The 19,530-nt window shown below is 50.1% G+C and carries 19 protein-coding genes and 3 pseudogenes; 10 read left to right on the forward strand and 12 right to left on the reverse strand.

What is annotated here, in order from left to right; all coding sequences use genetic code 11:
- Positions 1-107: 107 nt before the first annotated feature.
- Positions 108-653 carry an ATPase AAA gene (locus DFO57_RS02765; protein ID WP_014333119.1) on the reverse strand — a complete coding sequence of 182 codons (546 nt, stop codon included), beginning with the start codon at positions 651-653 and terminating at the stop codon, positions 108-110.
- A 100-nt stretch (positions 654-753) separates the two neighbouring features.
- Here DFO57_RS02765 and DFO57_RS22985 point away from each other — a divergent pair.
- Both DFO57_RS22985 and DFO57_RS02775 read left to right on the forward strand, forming a co-directional pair.
- Positions 754-930 (forward strand): annotated as a pseudogene (locus DFO57_RS22985) (methyl-accepting chemotaxis protein); the annotation flags it as partial.
- Positions 931-1,176: 246 nt separating this feature from the next.
- Positions 1,177-1,698: a hypothetical protein gene (locus DFO57_RS02775; RefSeq protein ID WP_041456257.1), complete on the forward strand. Its 522-nt coding sequence runs from the start codon at positions 1,177-1,179 to the stop codon at positions 1,696-1,698.
- Positions 1,699-1,792: 94 nt separating this feature from the next.
- On the opposite strand, the pseudogene DFO57_RS02780 reads toward DFO57_RS02775, so the two are convergent.
- A pseudogene (locus DFO57_RS02780) lies at positions 1,793-2,114 on the reverse strand (chemotaxis protein); the annotation flags it as partial.
- On the opposite strand from DFO57_RS02780, the gene DFO57_RS02785 reads away from it, so the two are divergent.
- The gene (locus DFO57_RS02785) at positions 2,095-2,292 is read left to right on the forward strand and encodes a hypothetical protein (protein ID WP_041456256.1); all 198 of its coding nucleotides are present in this window, start codon (positions 2,095-2,097) and stop codon (positions 2,290-2,292) included. The pseudogene DFO57_RS02780 and the gene DFO57_RS02785 overlap by 20 nt on opposite strands.
- Positions 2,293-2,605: 313 nt before the next feature.
- On the opposite strand, the gene DFO57_RS02795 is transcribed toward DFO57_RS02785, so the two are convergent.
- A complete protein-coding gene (locus DFO57_RS02795; protein ID WP_001305361.1) occupies positions 2,606-3,208 on the reverse strand; it encodes a site-specific integrase in 603 nt (200 codons plus the stop codon).
- A gap of 398 nt (positions 3,209-3,606) precedes the next feature.
- Here DFO57_RS02795 and DFO57_RS02805 point away from each other — a divergent pair, with 398 nt between their 5' ends.
- The gene (locus DFO57_RS02805) at positions 3,607-4,707 is read left to right on the forward strand and encodes a hsdR (protein ID WP_110015044.1); all 1,101 of its coding nucleotides are present in this window, start codon (positions 3,607-3,609) and stop codon (positions 4,705-4,707) included.
- A gap of 120 nt (positions 4,708-4,827) precedes the next feature.
- Here the strand turns inward: DFO57_RS02805 and DFO57_RS02810 are convergent, their stop codons facing one another.
- Positions 4,828-5,721 carry a dihydrodipicolinate synthase family protein gene (locus tag DFO57_RS02810; RefSeq protein WP_014333112.1) on the reverse strand — a complete coding sequence of 298 codons (894 nt, stop codon included), beginning with the start codon at positions 5,719-5,721 and terminating at the stop codon, positions 4,828-4,830.
- A 29-nt stretch (positions 5,722-5,750) separates the two neighbouring features.
- On the reverse strand, positions 5,751-6,437 hold the full coding sequence (locus DFO57_RS02815; protein ID WP_026021001.1) for a B3/4 domain-containing protein: 687 nt from the start codon (positions 6,435-6,437) through the stop codon (positions 5,751-5,753).
- Between the two features lie 43 nt (positions 6,438-6,480).
- On the opposite strand from DFO57_RS02815, the gene DFO57_RS02820 reads away from it, so the two are divergent.
- On the forward strand, positions 6,481-7,083 hold the full coding sequence (locus tag DFO57_RS02820; protein ID WP_014333110.1) for a helix-turn-helix transcriptional regulator: 603 nt from the start codon (positions 6,481-6,483) through the stop codon (positions 7,081-7,083).
- A 183-nt stretch (positions 7,084-7,266) separates the two neighbouring features.
- Here DFO57_RS02820 and DFO57_RS02825 read toward each other — a convergent pair whose 3' ends face one another.
- The gene (locus DFO57_RS02825) at positions 7,267-7,758 is read right to left on the reverse strand and encodes a GNAT family N-acetyltransferase (protein ID WP_014598351.1); all 492 of its coding nucleotides are present in this window, start codon (positions 7,756-7,758) and stop codon (positions 7,267-7,269) included.
- 323 nt (positions 7,759-8,081) lie between these two features.
- Here DFO57_RS02825 and DFO57_RS02830 point away from each other — a divergent pair, with 323 nt between their 5' ends.
- A complete protein-coding gene (locus DFO57_RS02830) occupies positions 8,082-8,777 on the forward strand; it encodes a DJ-1/PfpI family protein (RefSeq protein ID WP_013025465.1) in 696 nt (231 codons plus the stop codon).
- A gap of 236 nt (positions 8,778-9,013) precedes the next feature.
- Here DFO57_RS02830 and DFO57_RS02835 read toward each other — a convergent pair whose 3' ends face one another.
- Positions 9,014-9,907: a dihydrodipicolinate synthase family protein gene (locus tag DFO57_RS02835; protein ID WP_110015045.1), complete on the reverse strand. Its 894-nt coding sequence runs from the start codon at positions 9,905-9,907 to the stop codon at positions 9,014-9,016.
- Between the two features lie 416 nt (positions 9,908-10,323).
- Between DFO57_RS02835 and DFO57_RS23035 the strand changes: the two are divergent.
- Positions 10,324-10,605: pseudogene (locus DFO57_RS23035) on the forward strand (IS30 family transposase); the annotation flags it as partial.
- Between the two features lie 79 nt (positions 10,606-10,684).
- On the opposite strand, the gene fhuA reads toward DFO57_RS23035, so the two are convergent.
- Together fhuA and DFO57_RS02845 are read right to left on the reverse strand one after the other, a co-directional pair.
- A complete protein-coding gene (gene fhuA, locus DFO57_RS02840; protein WP_110015046.1) occupies positions 10,685-12,859 on the reverse strand; it encodes a ferrichrome porin FhuA in 2,175 nt (724 codons plus the stop codon).
- 850 nt (positions 12,860-13,709) lie between these two features.
- Positions 13,710-14,558 carry a helix-turn-helix domain-containing protein gene (locus DFO57_RS02845; protein WP_014593501.1) on the reverse strand — a complete coding sequence of 283 codons (849 nt, stop codon included), beginning with the start codon at positions 14,556-14,558 and terminating at the stop codon, positions 13,710-13,712.
- 215 nt (positions 14,559-14,773) lie between these two features.
- Between DFO57_RS02845 and DFO57_RS02850 the strand changes: the two genes are divergently transcribed.
- Positions 14,774-15,154: a hypothetical protein gene (locus DFO57_RS02850; RefSeq protein WP_024471859.1), complete on the forward strand. Its 381-nt coding sequence runs from the start codon at positions 14,774-14,776 to the stop codon at positions 15,152-15,154.
- A gap of 138 nt (positions 15,155-15,292) precedes the next feature.
- Here the strand turns inward: DFO57_RS02850 and DFO57_RS02855 are convergent, their stop codons facing one another.
- Complete coding sequence (locus tag DFO57_RS02855; RefSeq protein WP_369974473.1) at positions 15,293-15,829, reverse strand: dihydroxy-acid dehydratase; 537 nt, start codon at positions 15,827-15,829, stop codon at positions 15,293-15,295.
- 145 nt (positions 15,830-15,974) lie between these two features.
- Between DFO57_RS02855 and DFO57_RS23040 the strand changes: the two genes are divergently transcribed.
- Positions 15,975-16,157 carry a hypothetical protein gene (locus tag DFO57_RS23040; RefSeq protein ID WP_033770651.1) on the forward strand — a complete coding sequence of 61 codons (183 nt, stop codon included), beginning with the start codon at positions 15,975-15,977 and terminating at the stop codon, positions 16,155-16,157.
- 110 nt (positions 16,158-16,267) lie between these two features.
- Here the strand turns inward: DFO57_RS23040 and DFO57_RS02865 are convergent, their stop codons facing one another.
- A complete protein-coding gene (locus DFO57_RS02865; RefSeq protein ID WP_110015047.1) occupies positions 16,268-17,677 on the reverse strand; it encodes an amidase in 1,410 nt (469 codons plus the stop codon).
- A 128-nt stretch (positions 17,678-17,805) separates the two neighbouring features.
- On the opposite strand from DFO57_RS02865, the gene DFO57_RS02870 reads away from it, so the two are divergent.
- The gene (locus DFO57_RS02870) at positions 17,806-18,378 is read left to right on the forward strand and encodes a TetR/AcrR family transcriptional regulator (protein WP_014593504.1); all 573 of its coding nucleotides are present in this window, start codon (positions 17,806-17,808) and stop codon (positions 18,376-18,378) included.
- 390 nt (positions 18,379-18,768) lie between these two features.
- Here DFO57_RS02870 and DFO57_RS02875 read toward each other — a convergent pair whose 3' ends face one another.
- Entirely contained in the window at positions 18,769-19,041 is a 273-nt protein-coding gene (locus DFO57_RS02875; RefSeq protein ID WP_029568683.1) for a hypothetical protein, read from the reverse strand.
- Positions 19,042-19,530 lie beyond the last annotated feature (489 nt).

A 19,530-nucleotide genomic window follows, 5' to 3' on the forward strand; every position in this document is an offset into this window, starting at 1 on the left:
TCTATGGAGGATGCCGGTGAAGCACAGAAATGGTGTACTATTGCTACCGTGTGCTTACATCGTTTTTTGGGCCTGCAAAAGACGAAGCGTACTGCTGTGTATTACTTTCAGCGGAGTAATTCCAGTCCCCATTGCTGACAGCAGGCACTGATATCACGGGATGACTTCAGCATCACTTTTGGAAGAGTGCTGTGGCAGAAAAGCTCTCTGTGACGGAGCTGGTTTTTCGGCGCAGTCAGCGTGATGTATTTGAGCATTTCCCAGGTTACGCTGTCCTTTCCGGTATAAAGACCACCGATTCTGGGAATCGACGAATAGCACCGCTTTATATATCGCAGCAGTGCCAGAGGCATCGAAACATCCAGCAGTATCAGCCCAGTGGCACGCGCAAGTCGCTGTTGTAAGCACTTCGTGTAATTGCCATCCATCACCCATTTTTCCGTATTCACGGCTTCGGCATGTAATCGATGAAAATCTTCTGGTTTTCTGGGGATCCATTTTGTACCCGGCTGGTGATGGAGTTGGTCCAGATGGATTAAAGGCAGAGATGTTTTGGCTGCTATCGCGCTGGCCAGCGTGGATTTACCACTGTTGGAGGGGCCCAAAATGCAGATGCGATGGCCGAGCTCTTCCAGTGACACTGATATATCCATAAATCATCCCCGATCACTCGTGTCCCATGTAAATCCGGCTATCTTAGCATATCTATCTTATCTGCCCTCTCCTGAGACACTGGCGAACAGGGCCTGAGCGGCTGCCTCAACCCGGAATACAACGAAGAACGTTGACGCCGACAAGTCTCAGGTGAATCACATGACCAAAACAATGCAGAGCGTTCAGGAGCGCGCGCTGAAGGTACGGGATATTACGTCGGTGATTGAAAACATTGCCTTCCAGACCAATATCCTTGCGCTCAACGCCGCGGTCGAGGAAGGCGTATGAAGGCGCCTCCCTCAGCGTCAGGGAGGTACCTGCCGATAATCAGGCCGACTATCTGAATCGATAACAGTCTTCCGTGCGCGAATTACTATAAAGAATGCCTTGCACGCTATATTTCCGGAACCGGGCAGATTCAGATGCGACTGAAGAAGTGCCAGTTTATGCCGATATATTAGCTGCTTACAAAATATTTACTGAACACTGGCTAAAATCATACATTAACCAATGCAGGACGATATGAAATCTAAAAGGCTGATACTGTTATGCCTGCTCTGTCTGGGACTGAATGGTTGCGCAAAAGTCCTCCCTCTTAATTACACAAACTATGAGGGAATTGACGCTGCGACACTGTATGTCCTTAACAGTCAGGGAAACGTGGGCACAATCTATCTGGCATCTTATGTCTATAACAATAAAGACAGCTGCTACGACATGTCCGATCGTTACGAGCTCGACTCCAATTTCTTCAAAGCAAAAGGGAGCGTGATAACGGCCAAAATAAAACCCGGCGTTTTTTATTCCGTATCCCAGATCAGAAATGACGGGGGGTTTATTGAGAATACTGACTCTTCAGTCATTCCGGAGGCCGGGAAATTTTATTATGTATCTTCAGGCAGCCGTGCCGTTCAGGTTCCCGACAGTTTCAGACCAGACGCATCAGACAGCCCTGATGAAGTTGTTAAAGTTTACGAAAATAATAAAGTAACTTACTGGAATGTAAAAAAAATCTGTTCCCGACCTTTCTGGAAGATTGGCTGAGGGATTATCACAGCCCTGAGATAACCCCGTATTGTGCGAATCACTATCAGCTTTCTGCCGGCTCCGCTAAAATAGCAGAGCCGGTACATTCATTTCAGACGCGAAACGCCTCCACCATACCCCGTAGGGGTGCGCCTGCTCTGAGAGTGAACGGGAGGCCGAGGATGACTACTCAACCAGCGCCGCGTTGTTCTGCGTCACGCCGTCCATCTGGCTCACGGTCACGCTGACCTGCGAAATCCCCTGCATCTGCTCCGACGAGGCTTGGGCGAGGAAGTCCATGGACTCAGCCAGTTCACGACCATGCTAATTATCTTCAGGATGCTCTGGCCTGTTCCCGTAGCGACCTCCACGCCGCTTTCCTCCCGGGCAACGGCCTGCTCAATCAGGAGCTTGATGTCTTTCGCGGCCTCGGCGAGCAGGCTTAGTCGGGAGGAGATTGCACAACTCAGAGAGGAGTGGCATTCGCTGGATACTGAATTTATCAGTGAAGAGTATGCGTTTCACCATAATCTGTCTCAGCTCGCAAGGCCGGTAATCACGCAGCTACAGGCAATCCTGAATCGCTTACTTGCCGCTGCACCAGACTTTTAATGGTGATGGAAATGGTGATGGATAAAAAGGAAGCTGCACGGCGATGGAGTCTGGGTGCCGCCATGTTCAGAAGCCGGGCCTGGCTGAAATGTCATCTGACTGGCCTTAAGAGAGGGCGTGCAGGGAAAGTACGGCATTGCCGGTTGATAGACTACAGGGTCGGTGAAAAAACCGTATCTCTGAAAGTCAGTCAGGTATGTTTCTCACCCTCGGACTGGGACATCAGGCAGTAATTCAGGCTGCTCAATTTAACAACGTAAACACGATGAAAGTCCGCTTCTGGCACAGGACTGCTGTTGCAGCCCTGACAACCTTAGACTTCAATCGATTCAGAGATCTCTAACGCATCATCGACTTCAATGCCCAGATAACGGACTGTGCTTTCCAGTTTCTTATGGCCTAACAGAAGTTGGATCACCCTGAGATTCTTAGTTTTCTTGTAAATCAGGTAAGGTTTTGTTCTTCTCAAGGAATGTGTACTGTAAAGCGAATCTTCGAGACCAAGTTTTGCTACCCACCCATGAAAAATTCGGTTGTATTGCCGGGTTGATATGTGTTGGTTAGTACCGACCCGAGATCGGAACAAATAGTCTTTACTGCGTAAATTGCCAAGCTTTATCAATGCAGAAACAGCTTCTCTTGTCCCTTTGGTTATCTCAAATTGGACAGGGCTGCCGGTTTTCTGTTGTAGAACCGTAGCTCTGCTTGAAACAGAGCTACCATATGCAACATCAGATACTTTGAGTTTGACCAGATCACAGCCTCGAAGCTTACTGTCCAGGGCCATGTTGAACAGAGCTAAATCGCGCGTTTTACCTTCCAGTTCAAGTCGGATTCGGATACCCCAGATATGAGATATCTGAAGTGGTCTTTTTTGGCCTATGATACGGTCTTTGTTCCACGGTGACGTGTTCATACTCAAATCTCCTGCAATGTGGGAGATTTGAGTATGGTTGTCCTTATGAGCGAGGAGCGGAAGCTCACTTTAGGGCAATCTAATTCACATGTCAGAGGATTTATAAAAAGAGAATAGTGCAGATTTTAGGGATACTTACACTTGCTATGGCATACTTTTTGGGACCCCATCAGTTTAGGGATCTGAATCGCCACAGCTTTGGTAGGCACCTGCTTTATGGTCACGTGCACCCGAAGATCCTGCGGGTACGCATGGGTCACGAAAAGTACGAGTCTACAGAAGTTAATTTACGGTTTTTTGCGCTCGATGTGGCTGCCAGCTACCAAGTCCAGTTTACACTGGATACAACTAACGCGCTGTAGCAACTGCGTGGTGGAAGCTGATTAAAGGAGATAATGATGTTCGATGTTGACGATACTGCACCCGATACTCCCGACCCCCGTGAACTCAGTCAGGATGTGCAGGCGCTGATCAACAATGGTCTGGATTTTCTGGATAAAGCCCGTGAAGAGTTGGAGTCCTCGAAGCCGAAGTTCTCCGTCGTCAGTTTCTGGACTGCGGTCGAGATTTTACTGAAAGTTCCGCTGGCGCACGAACACTGGTCGTTGGTCTGCAGCCCGAAAAAGCCAATAAAAAAGCAGGCTTACCTAGCCGGTGATTTTCAGTCGGTGACCTACGAAGAAACCCGTGAAAGGCTTAAGGACGTACTTGAAAGACCCCTAGACAGAGAAACGGACAGTGCTTTTGATAAGGTCAGAAAGCACCGCAACCGCGTAGTTCATTTCTACCACCCCACTTTCACCGAGGCTGAACAACGTCAAATACTCAAAGAACAAGCTGACGCCTGGTTTGCCCTGAACCGGTTATTAAGGGATGAATGGAAAGTTATCTTCGGTGTCAAACATAATTGGAAGCTGGCTTTCGGTGAAACTCGTCTGATTAGGGGAAACGAATTTTATGCCGAGGTGCGGTTTAAACAGGTTAAGCCTGAACTCGAGCAGCTCTCTGAAAAGAATATTCAAATCGGTAACTGCAATGAGTGCCATCAGCATGCGACGGTAACAGGGACTGAAACGACCGGTAATGAAAACCGCAAGCTTGAAGTTACGCGGTGTAAGGTTTGCACCAGTGCTGTAAGGCAAATTACCCTGGTTTGTCCAGACTGCGAAATACCTCAATTGCTACCTGAGGGAGATGGTGATTTTGAATGCGAACACTGCGACTACACTTCGGATAGGTATAAACTGCTGGATGAGGAGTTGTTCCACAGTGTGGATGAACAGCTACTCTCCGTATTTCCTGCTGGATGTACCAATTGCATGACTCCTGAAAGCGTATGTAAATTTGGAGACGGCTATCTTTGCACTCAGTGTTTCATCTATTACACCGAGCTTCATGTATGTGGTTGTTGCGGTCACCTGAGCGATAGCGTTCCTGAACTGAGCCATATCCGAGGATGTGAATTTTGTGATGGTGACCAACGTTATTTTGATGACTGAATTACCATACATAATCTAGGCTCTTCAGGGATGGGTTGGACTGTCCGCTCCTGGCACATGGCTGCCTCAGGGGAGGGTCAAAAAGGTCGAAAGTCGGCTGATTGCCGTTCCTGCGGTGTATTATTTAAGATCCAGCTCAGCAATAACACGTGCTACATTTGCAATATCGCCTGCTGATAGTGGCAACAGAGGACGAGGCAGACAGTCTGCATCGGTGAGTCCTAGCACGCCTGCGGCAGCTGCTATAACGCGGATGCTTCCACCATGTTTGCGGAACAACGCCCACAAAGGATTGAGCCGAGTCGTTAAGGCTGTGACGCGTTCAGCATCGTTAACAGCTGCTGCCTGGGTAATCTGCTTCGCTGTTTCCGGAAACAAGCCACCGCAAACCGAATACCACACTTCACAACCGGCATTTAAGCCCAGCCCGGCAAAGGCGTCACCGCTAATGCCAATAGTCACGCCTGGACGCAGATGTTTTCGCAATGCATTGACCCGTTCAGCAGCCGCAACCTGGGTATCCGGTACTCCCGGAATTTTAACCGAGTGAACACCCTCTAGTGACGACAGCTGACCGTGTAGTTCATCTGTAAAGGTGAAATGCGTAGTGCCTGGATTATCATAAATGCAAACCGGCACTGAAACATGCTGAGTAACCGTCTCAAAAAGGGTGTAAACCTCTTCATCTCGCAGCGACTGGTAACTCACCGCCGGAAGCAGCAGCGCCTTAGCGCCCGCAGACTGCGCATCGTCAGCCAGCTGCAAAACGGCATCGGTGCTGAATGCTCCCACACAAACCATCACTGGAATATCCCCAGCAAGTTGCACGGCCAGCGTGGAGATGCGTTTGCGCTGTTCCCGGCTCAGATAGGCATAGCTACCGGTTGAACCCAGAACACCTAACGAATCGACACGGGCTGCCGTCAGGCGAGTCAGAATTTTGCTGAATCCCTGTTCATCAATATCCCTGGCAGTGACAGGAGTTAACGGGAAAGCAGACAAACCAGTGAACATGCAGTTTCTCCAGAATAGAATTGAAGGCGTTACTCGCCGATGAGGGTTGTTTGAAACTGCATACCGGGCATCATTTGTTCAAGGCCATCGGTCAACATCTTGCCAGCTTCATGTAAATGCTCAAGTGGCATCTGAGTCAGACTTTCCAGAATAAACCACATGTGTTCAGCTTCGACGCTTAAGCGGGTTCTGATCCCCTGCCGCCAGTTCCAGCGACGACAGGTGACACCCACATCATCACACCAGACGACCTCGCCAGGAGAAGGATATTCAACCACATCAGCACCTTCTTTTACCGTATCAAAAGGTTCCGTGCCTGCAGCCACAATCAAGCGAGGCGCACCCTTATAGGCAGTAATGTTTTCTCCGCCCACTGGCACGGCATACCGCAAGCTGACTGCGTTATATAAGTCAACAATGGGATCAAGAGCGGGCATGGCACCATCGCGCAGTACGCGCTTACGCAGCGCATCAGCAGAACAGGGAGTACGTTTTGGTTTGGCCCCAAACTTCTGAAATACCTCTGTCCACGCGGCCAAATGTAATTCAGCCCAATCGGGCACTCCTGACAGCACCGCTTCGCAGGCAGCTTTCAATGCTATTTCCCCTATGTGCGGGTTCACTACTGGCGCGGCCTGCACGGAGATGCTGAGAGCCCTAAAACCGGGCGCTATTTCATAGACTTCAGGGGCAATTGACGCAGAGACTGTTAACACGGGATAATCCTGTAATAACCATTTTACTGCATAATATCGACCAATGACCAAAAAAGTCAATTTAGTGACCGATGCCGGTGCGGATGTCAGCACCGTTAATGAAGCCGTGTCCCTACGGATTAAGCAGTTCCGCAAACAAAGAAAAATGTCGCTTGATGAGTTATCCCGACGCGCAAATGTCAGTAAAGGCATGTTGGTAGAGATCGAAGGGTGTAAGGCTAATCCCAGCATTGCATTGCTATGCAGGCTTGCCGCTGCCATGGGCGTTTCAGTGGCCGATTTTGTTGATGTGAGCAGCCAGCCTGATGTGCATATCATTGCTGATACAGAGATCCCCGAACTATGGAAAGGTGATAAAGGTGGAAGCGCCAGGCTGCTTGCAGGTTCAGGTGGACCCGATATGACAGAGCTTTGGCTATGGAAAATGCTACCGGGCGAGAAGTTTGAATCTGAGGGGCATACATCAGGCACGTTGGAGTTATTGCATGTACAGTCCGGGACGCTCACGCTGGGCGTGAAAGAGAGCGTGTTTCAGGTAAAAGCCGGATTTTCCGTTACAGCTAAAACAGATGTTCCGCATTTCTACGAAAACCAGGGTAAAAACACGCTGAGTTTTATCATGACGGTTAATGAAAAAGCGTCGTAAGGGTCCCAATTTTCTCATCTCGCGTATTTGCAATGTCCGCTGTTGGCACAAAGCGGACAGGCTGACCGAGCTGGAGGTCCGCTATGAGCGAGAGGCGGAAGTCAACATGATGAAGACCGGCAATTCTGCCAAATTAAAATAACGTCCCGGCCATGAAGTGCAGCTTCTAAGCCGGGATAGGCTTTAGGGATGTGTGTTGTGCATAGCAAACGCAGCTAAACGCTGATGATCCAATCGAAAATACTGCTTTTCTTTGATGAAAGAAGCCCCAAGGGACAAGTAAAATTCGGCAGCTTTCGGGTTGGTGGTTTCAGCGGTCCAGTCAAATCGCGTGAAGCCATGTTCAACGGCGAAAGCCGCAATAAATCGCATAAGTGATTTACCTACTCCCTGACCTCTAACCGCCGCTGAAGTGAAAAGATCTTTCATATATGCCTGACCGGAGCACTTTGGAGCAGGAAACATCAGTGTGAACGTTGCAAATCCGACAAGGACTCCGTTTTTCCATGCTCCTACGACACTTACTCCGGAATAGACGGAAAAAAACCTGTGGGTCAGATAAGAGAGCATTTCTTCATAGCTGGCCGCTTCACTCCCGAAATAATAAGAATCCATCTCGACAAAAATCTTTGCCAGATCGGGAATGTCAGAATCTCCACAGATATCGATTCTCATACGTATCCTTTTATTGTATGCACGAAACCCAAATTTAGCATAAGAATGCGGTCATGATGACCTGCTACCCGCTAATCAACTGGTTGGTAATGTCCGCTTCTGGCACCAAAGCGACTATGCGTAGGTGATGTCTGCGATGAGCGAGAATGGGATGTTTTACCCATAAATCATCCTGACGTTTGGGTGGGTCATAAATTGCTTAACGCTACGATAATAAAGCTGGGTTAAACATGACATCCATTCGGCGCGCGTCTGTTTTTTACGCAACGATTGCCTTTGGTGAAGGAAAAGCCATTATATCTTTTTAGGTTAAAGGATTTTCTATGCGTGATTCTGCAAGCAAATCAATCGGGCTGCTCCTGTTCCCAGCGCTTACTCAGCTTGATCTTACCGCGCCATATGAAGTTTTCGTCAGGGCACCCAATACAAAGGTTCATCTCATCTGGAAAAACCTGGACCTTGTTGTTTCCGATCGTGGTATGGCTATACAGCCAACGACCACTTTTAACACCTGCCCACAACTGGATGTAATTTGTATCCCCGGAGGGCCTGGTCAGATAAACCTAATGGATGATGAAGACGTTCTTTCATTTATCCGTTTCCAAAGTGAAGAAGCAAAGCTGGTGACTTCTGTATGCACTGGTTCGCTGATTCTGGGCGCAGCAGGACTTCTGGATGGATATAAAGCAACGACGCACTGGGCTTCTCTGGACCAACTCGCTCTGTTAGGTGCGGAGCCGGTTAATGAGCGCGTCGTCCGTGACCGTAACCGTATAACCGGCGCAGGTGTCACTTCAGGTATAGATTTTGCGCTCACCGTTGTATCAGAAATGCACGGGAGCAGTATTGCTGAAAATATTCAACTGCATATGGAATATGATCCCGCACCGCCGTTTACCTGTGGCTCGCCCCGAACTGCATCTGAAGAGCAGTTAAAAAAGGCGCGGGAACAAACAGCGCCATTTATTGAAAAGAGGCGACAGGCGACGTTAAAAGCCGCAGCCAGACTACAGAAATAAGGCTTAGCGAAAGAGGGGCCTTTTTCGACTTTCACTCCCCGCGCCTGGCACAAACCAGACATGTCCATCAGGCAACGCTCGCTTTAAACCGGGCAGCGGACAACGCGATCTCACGCTCTGCACGAGTGCTTGAAACCTGCCCGGCCCACGGCGCTCATGATGATAAGGCGCATTATTAAGATTATGCTCCAGCCAGATATGTTGAGGATCGGCGGATAACCGATCCTGTTGGCGCGTTATTTAAGATCCAGATCTGCAATCACACCTGCGACATCGGCAATATCTTCTTTCGACAACGGCAGCAGGGGACGAGGCAGACAGTCTGGAGCGGTAAGCCCGAGTATGCCTGCTGCAGCGGCGATTACACGTATGCTTCCCCCATGTTTACGAAACAGCGCCCATAAAGGTTCCAGACGGGTAGTGAAGGCAGTCACGCGTTCATGGTCGTTAACTGCGGCGGCCTGCGTAATTTGTTTGGCGGTTTCCGGAAACAGACCACCGCAAACGGAATACCAGACTTCACAACCGGCATTTAATCCCAGCCCGGCACTGGCGTCACCACTGATGCCAATGGTCATGCCAGGACGAAGATGTTGTCGTAATGCATTGACCCGTTCAGCCGCAGCAACGGGATTATCCGGTACGCCTGGAATTTTAACTGAGCGAATGCCCTTCAGTGACGACAGCTGCCCGTGCAGTTCATCTGTGAACGTGAAATGCGTGGTCCGTGGGTTGTCATAAACACAAACCGGGACTGAAACATGTCGGGTAACCGTCTCATAAAACGCATAAACCTCTTCATTACTCAGCGGCTGGTAGCTCATCGCCGGAAGCAGCAACGCATCAGCGCCTGCAGACTGCGCATCTTCAGCCAGATGCAGGACGGCATCGGTGCTCATTGCACCCACGCAAACCATCATGGGGATTTGCCCGGCAATCTGACGGGCGAGCGTTGCGACGCGTTTACGCTGTTCCCTGCTCAAATAGGCATAGCTGCCGGTTGAACCCAGAATACCCAACGAATCGACACCGGCTGCCGTCAGGCGAGCCAGAATCTTAGTCAATCCCTCTTCATCGACACCACGCGCCGTGACAGGTGTTAACGGGAAAGCAGACAAACCGGTAAACATTCAGTTTCTCCAGAGCAGAGTTGAAGGCGTTATTCGCCGATGAGGGTGACGTGACACTGCAGCCGGGCCCCATTTCTTCAGGCCTTCGGTCAGCATCGTTCCCGCGTCATGAAGCTGCTCAGGTGGCATCTGAGGCAGACTTTCCAGAATAAACCACATGTGTTCAGCTTCAACGCTTAAGCGCGTTCTGATTCCCTGCCGCCCGTTGCAGCGACGGCTGGTTAATCGACATTATCGCACCAGACGACTTTACCAGGCGAAGGATATTCCACCGTCAGACCCCTTATTTAAGGGTATCAAAGGGGTTATCGTCACTCTGCAGAACGCCATTCCGGCTTGCTTAGGCTGGCTAAAGTCTGGGACAGCAGATCCTAAGGGTGATGCCTCCACTCATCACATAAACCCTGGAATGAGCTGCTGAGCGTTATAAAATATCAACATGGATTCGGGGAGGTGAAAGGATCAGTCACACCTAATTTACTGTAGCGACAGACATTCGGATTTATTTCTGTGCTCCTCAATCTCCCTGGCAATGCGGCTTAAATGAAAATACGAACAGCGTGCTCAGACAACATTTTCCCTCAGGCACTTGTTTACCGGGTTACCGCCAGTAAAGCGTTTATGGCGTCGCCCGGCCGCTCGACGAGAGGCCGGGAAATCCGCCATACCCTGAATCACCCGCAGAGCGATTCAATTAATGTGTTGCATCCATCGGTGGAACTCGCAGGATAAAAGCCAGTCTGATTCTGGGAAACATTCATTTCAGGACGTGCCTTATCAGAACCTGAGCGTAGCCGTTGCCGTAATTTGTCGCTCCGCGCCGTAAAAACACGCCGTCGTGGCGTAACAGCCTGCGACGTAGTTCTTATCAAAAAGATTGTTAACATTTAAGCCAATTGATGAACCCGGCAGATTGAACCTGCTCAGATCGTACTGGATGACGGCATTCCAGATCGTGTAGGGCTTCACTTTAAAGGAGTTAGCGTTATCACCTTCCGTCGACCCGACATAGCGACTTCCCAGCCCTAACGTCAATCCGCTTAACGCCGTTTCATGAAAAGTGTAGTTTCCCCATAATGCCGCCATATTTTTAGGGATCTCAGCTGGGCGATTACCTTCGTATGAGGTGTCTTTGGTATATTCAGCATCCGTGTAGGAATAGCTGCCGATAATATCCACATTTTCTGTCAGTGCTGCTTTCGTCTCCAGTTCTATGCCTCTGGAGCGTAACTCGCCATTTTGCACTGAATATAAAATATGCTCAGGATCTGACGTCAGATTTTTATCTTTTGTTATCTGGAACAGCGATAAGGTGGCGGAAATCAATTTACCGTCAGGTATATATTTGATTCCGGCTTCATACTGTTTGGCGCGAGATGCCCGAAACATTTTCCCTGTATAATCCGCTCCTGCTGTTGGCAGGAAGGATTCACTGTAGCTAATGAAAGGTGAAAGACCATTATCAAACAGGTAGTTCAGACCTCCTCGCCATGTAAATTCATTATCGTCCTGTTTGGAGGCGGAATTGTTATTAAGGCGATTGACGCTGTCTGCTTCAGACCAGTCATAACGACCACCCAATGTTAATAGCCAGTGATTCCATTCAGCCTGATCCTGCAAATAGAGGCCAGTCTGTTCAAGACGATCGACCTGACTCCTGTAACCGAAATATTGCACAGCGGTATTACCATACACAGGATTAACCAGGTTCAGACTGGATGCCAGACCGAGCGCCTGCCAGACATCATTCCGTGTGCGCCGGTAATCTATGCCCATAAGCAGGGTATGGTCTGTGTTACCTGTAGAAAATTTATTTTGCACCTGAGTATCCATCGCGAAGCTCGATAAATGCTCTTTGGCCGCAAGTGCACCCCGGGTTAAAAAAGAAGGATCAAACGGAGAAACACTGCTTCCATAGATGGTTCGGTAATCCATATCTACCGTTCCGTAGCGCACGTTCTGACGCACTGTCCAGTTGTCATTAATTTGATGCTCAAAGGTATAACCGACTAACTTCTGCTTACGGGAAATTTTGTTATAACCCGGTTCCCCATCATTAAAACTTGTGGGTAATTTTCCACCCGCACCGCTGGTTACCGTGCCGTCTTTCGGTAAATAGCCAAACCATCCTATATTGGGTTCATCGAGGAAACTGCTTAAAAAAGTAAACTGAGTTTTGTCATCGGGGCGCCATGTGAATGAAGGCGCTAATGAATAACGCTTTGCTTTTTCACCCGTCTGTTGCTGGTCCTGATCGCTGGCTACACCTGTCAGGCGGTAGGTTAATTTCTCGTCATCATCAACCGCGCCGCCAAAATCAAAGCCCGTCTGGAAAAGATTATGGTTGCCAGTTTTAAACTGCACTTCGCGAATGGTCTGCGGCGTGGGGCGCTTACTGACCAGCGCGATAACACCGCCAGGCTCACTCAGACCATACAGAACAGATGCAGGGCCACGCAGCAATTCAGCACGTTCAAGCATGTAAGGATCGACCTGGAAGGAAGTAAAACTGTCGGCCTGAAGTTTGAGTCCGTCCAGATAAATATTATCCGAGATCTGGCTGAACCCCCGGATATTGACTGAATTAAAGCCGCTTACCGATCCCCGACTGTCAACCATCACATCTGCAGCGTAACGAAAAGCATCTTTCAGCGTCGGTGGGTCCAGCAAATCCATCTCTTCACGCGTAACAACGGTAATGGACTGAGGCGTTTTACGGAGTGGCGTGTCAGTTTTAGTCGCCGTCGCGCTTCGCTTTGCCACCACAGAGCCTACTGGCCCCCAGGCATTTTCTTCCGGGGGAGTCTCCCCCTCGCTTGTTACAGTGAGGGTATTCTGTTTAGTCGCAGCCACGGCGCTGTCTGCTGACAGTGCAGGGAATGACAGTGAACTCATTAATGCACTAAGCATTACTGCACAAGAACGTGGAATCAGAGCTCTTCGAACTTTCATGTCTGTATGTACTCGTCTAGGTTTAATAAAATACATTTCACTGAAACGAATAAGAGCCAGGTTGCTCACGATGTTTTTTTAAACATCAGTATGCTTTTCATAACGTTAAATCGTACCCGAATGGTCGTATCCACGCCTTCCATGACTTCGTTATCAGTCAATGCCACTTACCCTGCGCTGCAGTGAATTCAGCACCTGTTGCCGCTGCAGTACGCTGACTCCTGACATTTCAATCACATAAGACTCATGTAATTAAAAATAAAAATCATTCTCATTTAACAGCGAAAATCTTTTTTCCGATAGCGAAACACAGACATAAAATTTTTCATTTCAGCCAAAAGTTGCCTGTTTTCTTTACATCAGGGTAAAGACAGATTTAACGACAGAAAACGCGGGCGCACTCGGGCAATCGTTCCGGACAATTAAGGGATGAGTGCCTGTCAGACAGGCAGCTTAAAAGGGGGGAATATTAACGTTGCTGCAGAAAAGTCGGTTCTTTTACGCACTGTCGGTAAGGTAATGGCGCTGACAGTGCGAATCTTTTTCGTCTTACGTGCTGCCGGATGATAAGCAATACCCATCCAGGATCGTTCCCCTTAGGTGCCTCAACACTGTCTTGAATTGCGACGGGAGGTATGTTCAAAAAGAAGTCAGAGATGCTGCAGGAATGTTTCTTGGCATTATGGATTGTTATTGCCCGGCGTCTTCCGTCAGCGCCCGCCTCATACCGATAGCATCGCGCAGGGGATGACCGGTTAACGCAAGGCAGCGCTGTCAGTGCAGAAATAAGGGTAACGGCTTTACCGTTGACGAACAGAGCGTGCAATGGATGACGGATCCGGCAGTGCCTTTAATCCAAATAAATTTTGCCGGGCATAATGCCCGAAGCTCCGCCTGTTGCCTTCTCTGTTCTTTCGAAAAGGTAGCGAGCGGGCGGCTTGCCTACTGCTTTTCGAAACATGGTGATGAATCCGCTAGCGTTCTCATAGCCAAGTTCCAGCGCGACTGTCTGAACACTCTCCCCACGGGTTAGCCGTTGAAGTGAAAGGATGACATGTAACTGCCGACGCCAATGACCAAAACTCATTCCGATCTCCTGCAGCATCAGCCGGCTCATGGTTCTTTCACTCATACCGATGCGATGGGCCCATTCGCCCAAAGAGGATTTATCAGCAGGTTCGGCCAGTAGCTTTTCAGCAAGCTGTCGCAGCCTTCGATCGCGTGGCATTGGCAGATGCAAATCTTCTACTGGTGCCGCTGATAATTCATCAAGAAGGGTTGCTATCAAGCGGCTTTCCGGTCCCTCTGTCGGATAAAGCCGCGGTAACCCCGCAGCTTTAAGCAACAACTCGCGCAGGAGTGGGTTTACGGAGAGAGTACAGCAGGTTTTTGGAAGCGCGGGTATCGCCTCAGGTTCAATAAACAGACAGTAACATTCTGTATTTCCAGAACCCCGTGCTGAATGTGGCATGTTGCCCGGTATCCAGACTGCACATTGAGGTGGAACAATCCACATCCCCTCGTCGACCTCACAATTGAGCACACCACGGACTGAATAGAGCAATTGCGACTTACGATGTTGGTGTGTTTCATGTTCCCAGCCATTTGAAATCATGGATGCGCTCAGTGCAAAGATGGGGCGAGGGATACTGTCAATATCAGGCAAAGCAACAGCATTCAGAGAAGATAGCCGGGACATGTATTCAACCTTGGTTTTGAAAGCAGCATTTGGCAATTTTGAATAATATTATGACCAACATTCGCAATGCAGTCTAAAAGGGATTGAGATAATTTCATTTAACAGGGGTGGAGGTTGCCTGGTGCGTTGCGCGTCATGCTACCGAAGCGGCCATTTTTCAGCGCTGCATCAGGAGGGCTGAAAATCTTAATCAACCGATTCACAGGATTATGACTATGCAAATTGACGATGCCGATTTTCCCGTTGTATGGATAAAAATGAATGCTCCTGGAAAGGATTCGGCTGCCCCCGCATTTAATGAATTCGAAGCGTTACTCGCCCGCAAAACACCCTTCGTACTGCTTAGCGGTGAAGGCTTTACTGAAAGCAAACATGAGCATTCCGCCGATGAGATGAAGATGACAACCCGCTGGATGAAAGCGCATAAAAATGAATTAAAAGCCTTTGTTAAAGCGTCAATCCTGATTGAACCCAACACTGTAAAAAGGGCTGCAGCCAGACCTTTCGCCATTATTTATGAAAAATTTTGGGGCTATCCTTTATTGATGGCCGCTTCTAAAGAAGAGGCTTTAGCAACCGCAAAAACATTGCTTTAGGTAAAGCAGAAAAGTATCCCAGTAAAAGAGACCACGACGACAACATCGCTATCAAAGCAGGGGCTGGCTAGGGCTCCCCGGACTGCTGCTTACTGACATACCTCGACCATTGTTAGTAAACAGCGTTATCCGGTACGTTTATCCGTTACACGCGCCCCTGGAAGCCGGCATCGCCAGTTGGGCAAACTTCGCAAGCACACCTCTTGTGTAACGTGGCGCTGGTGGGCTCCAGCGGTTTCTTCTTTCCTGCGGTAGCGCCTCATCGATATTCAGTTGCAGCAGTTGCCGATGGGCATCAATAGTGATGGCGTCGCCTTCCTCCACCAAGGCAAGGGTTCTGTCTATAAAAGCTTCCGGTGCGATATGACCGACCCCCATTCCCCAGGTGCCACCAGAGAAGCGGCCGTCAGTGATCAGGCCAACGCTCTCTCCCAATCCTTTGCCCACCAGGGCCGCTGTCGGAGAGAGCATTTCGGGCTTCCCCGGCCCCCCTTTAGGCCCTAAATATCCCAGCACCAGCACATCACCAGGCTGTATCCGATCCTCAAGGATCGCCTGCTTTGCGCTGGCTTCATCGTCGAATACGCGTGCCGGACCGGTGATAGCGGGCTTCTTCAGGCCGCTGATTTTTGCGACCTCCCCGTCAGGGGCCAGATTACCCTTAAGTATTGCCAGGTGGCCTTCTTTTTAGAGGGGGGCCTGAAGCGGCAGGATGACGTTCTTATCAGGCTGCGGTTGTGCTGGAATATCCGCCAGCTCCTCTGCCAGGCTGCACCGGTGATGGTCAGGCAGTGACCATGCTGACATCGTTTCAGCAGCGATGGGAATAGCGCTGGTTCCTGCATCGCTAAGAAACCTGCAACGTCACGGCGTGCTTTACCTGCAGTTACAAGGCGAGGTGCCTGACCTTGAAACCGGGGTGGCCTGGAATCAGCAGAACATTTCGCCAGCTCTGAAGCGGTTGATCGACAGTGCTTCTGGGTGGGTTGCCGACGGTCATTAGCGGTAATTGCCTGCGCCATGAACGAAATGTGGAGCAACGGGTTAAGCTCCATGCTGAGACGTGAGCGACGATCTTACATGCCCCACGGGGTTCGTGGGGCACGATCCTTGTTACAGTGACGGATGAGAACCTTTCACAGGGCTTACTGCTTCCAGCAGAGAAGCAATATGGAGAATGACGTGCTCATCATGCCATTTGCCGACGATCTGCACGTTAACCGGCAAGCCTTCACGACTCTTACCAAACGGCAACGCTACACCAGGCAACCCTGTGACGTTAAGCGGCACCGTGGCACCTTGCAGATAAGTGGCATCAACGTCCTGACCGTCAATAACAAACCTGTCCACGCCGTGTTTATGCGCCGGGATGGGGAGTACATGCGTGATAAGCGCATCGTAGCGTGAAAAGTATTCCGCGAAGCCGTCACGCAATCGTTCGGCGGCCTGCTCTGCATCAATATAAGCAGACATCGGTGTATCAGGTAACGATAGCATGGTTTTCGCCATTTTGTAGATCTCATCAGGCTGGCGACCGGCCGTGGCCGCCGCAAAGGCGGGCTTCATTTCCATGACGTGGAGCCGGTTAAACACATCCAGCGCAAAGTCCTTCTCCAGTGCAGGAATGCCGACATGCTCCACAACGACGCCCGGTGCTTTTAGCGCTTCCGCAGCCGCCTTCACGATGGCGTTAACGTCCGGATCAACCGGACCAAAGCCCGGGCCGGTCATCCAGCCAATTCGCAGCGGACGCGATGCTACAAACGGCAGCCCGTCAGAATGAACGGGCGCAGCGCTGGAGAATGCGTCGTGACCATCTGGTCCCGAAAGCTGAGAGAATGCCAGGGCAATATCGCGAACTGAGCGGGCCATAGGGCCAACATGCCAGAAGCGGCGGGGCGCACGCGGCCAGATGCCTGTCATGGGCACGCTGCCGAGCGTGGCTTTCATGGAAGTGATGCCGGTCTGCGCCGCAGGGCCTCGTACCGAGATGGCCAAATCCGTGCCCAGTCCCAGCGGAGACATGCCTGCGGCAATCGCGGCAGACTCACCGCCACTGGAGCCGCCGGGCGTCCGGGTCAGGTCCCATGGGTTATTAGAGCGCCCGGACAGCAGGTTGTCGCTTTCAATCCAGTATGAAAATTCCGGCAGGTTCGTCTTAGCCAGCAGGATGCCGCCTGCTTTTTTAAGACGCGCCACGCTGGTTGCGTCTTCGTCAGGACGACGGCCTTTGAAAATAGGTGAACCACGCTGAGTCAGCACACCTGCCGTATCGATGGAGTCCTTTACGGTAAAAGGAACGCCGTGAAGCGGGCCCAGTTTCTCACCCTTCATCACGGCGGCTTCGGCAGCGGCAGCCTGCTTCAGGGCATCGTCTGCCACTGTTACAACAGCATTGACGTCCGGGTTAGTGGCGGCAATCCGATCAAGATGCGCTTGCATCACCTCAACGGGAGAAACGTCGCGGTTACGGATCATGCTGGCCAGGTGAGTCGCGTCTGAGTAATAAATTTCTTTGCTCATGATAAATCCTCTTGGTTAATAGCCTACCTAACAGTTGGTAGGTAAACTCTAGTCCTGTAAAATGACGCTGTCAATACCTACCTAACAAATGTTAGAATTGGGGTTCTGGTTTCTGGAGGAGTGACATAATGAGCAAAACATCCCGCGACGAAATTCTGAACGCAGCCCGTCTGGCGGCGCAGGCGCATGGTTATACAGGTTTAAATATCCGCGGACTGGCAGATGAAGTGGGGATTAAAGCGGCAAGCATTTACTATCATTTCCCCAGCAAGGCCGAGCTGGGTGCGGCGGTGGCCCAGCGTTATTGGGAGGATACGGCGCGTGACCTGGACGTACTGAGGGATGCGGAAGGCGATGCGCTCAGGAGTCTGAGCCGCTATCCACAAATATTTCGCCGTTCGCTGGAAAGCGGAAACCGACTTTGTATGGGAAGTTTCATGTCGGCGGAATATGATGATCTGCCTGAACCTGTCAAAGTTGAGGTGCAAAAGTTTGCGGACGTCAATATAGACTGGCTGGCAGGGCAGCTACTGGAAGCGGGGATCACTGCGTCAGAAGACAGCAGAATGCGTGCCGGTGCCATTTTTTCAGCCATCGCCGGCGCACAGCTAATGGCCAGAAGCCGGAACAATATTCAGCTTTTTGATGAACTTATTGAGGGATACAGGTTTGCAGGTCTGCTACCCACAGCTGAGAGATAAAATTCTGAAAAAACGTAACTGACTGGCGCATTGAATAAGGTCAGTCTTTCGTTTATGCAGCTCCGGATATTTATATTGAGAGGAATAACACCGCATCGGGTTTATCTGTTATCCGCGAATTCCCGTGAATGGAGGAGGTTCAAACTCACGACGCCTCTGACCCTCTACAGGTAAACGGGTATCTGGCAAGACCCTGCAAAGAAACCGGTAGGAATGGCCGGGTCGGCAGGGCAGTAACCAGCACGCGACGCCAGCCTTTACTTTGTAAGAGGCTTTACATGCCTCATGCTCCAGTGCCTGAATGAATAGCAGTCTGGATGACGGTACTTTTTATCTCTTCCTCTCAGTGCAGACACCGCATCTGTAAACGGTGCCTGCCGCTTTTACGCGTTATGCATTATCATCGTCGGTGCAACCAAGACCTGAAGAGGGATCATTACAACCCGGATTAATCTCCAGATGGTGATGCCACGCGGCCAGTTTGATAGCGCTTTCATTAGTGGAGGCGTCTGCTTTTTGAGCGGACATTTCTTTAACTGAATCGGGCCCTAAAGTCGTGCGAGAAGGCAGATCATTTGCGAACGAAACGCCCTGCAGGCCAGCCAGTACGATCGCTGCTAACGCGGCGGTTTTAACTGCGTATTTTATAACAGATACAGGCATAACGATTCCTCTCAGCTTAAGAAAACAGAAGGCTGATTGCCCTGACAGCGCTCAGCGAATTGAGAAACGTAATCACAAAAACTTGTAGGAACACAGCGGGTTGCCTGGAAGGTGAAACCCAGATGCGCCTCGGTTATTCAAAGATTTTTTGATGACAGTTTGATGACGCCTTTAGTTAATTACGGTAAGTAAATATTAATAAGCGGAAGGCATGGCGTCCTGACGAACATGTGATACCTCGTATTTAGGATTAGGATTAAGTTCGGGAGAGCAGGCCGAATGACTCTTTTTTTTAGTAAAATGACGTCTCTTTTTCGGTGATCTTCAGTCTGCTTCCTGAACCCTGATAAATTCAGCACAGTTCAGCGCTCTGTTCATCAGAGGCGTTATGCATGTGTGCGTTCATCGGTTGAATTCACAGCTCAAAGCGGACCTTCAGCTCAGTCAGCCTGTCCGCTTTGTGCCATTAGCTGCCGTTTGAGACGTAAT

This window comes from Pantoea sp. AG702, from assembly GCF_003182295.1.
Lineage (GTDB): Bacteria > Pseudomonadota > Gammaproteobacteria > Enterobacterales > Enterobacteriaceae > Pantoea > Pantoea ananatis.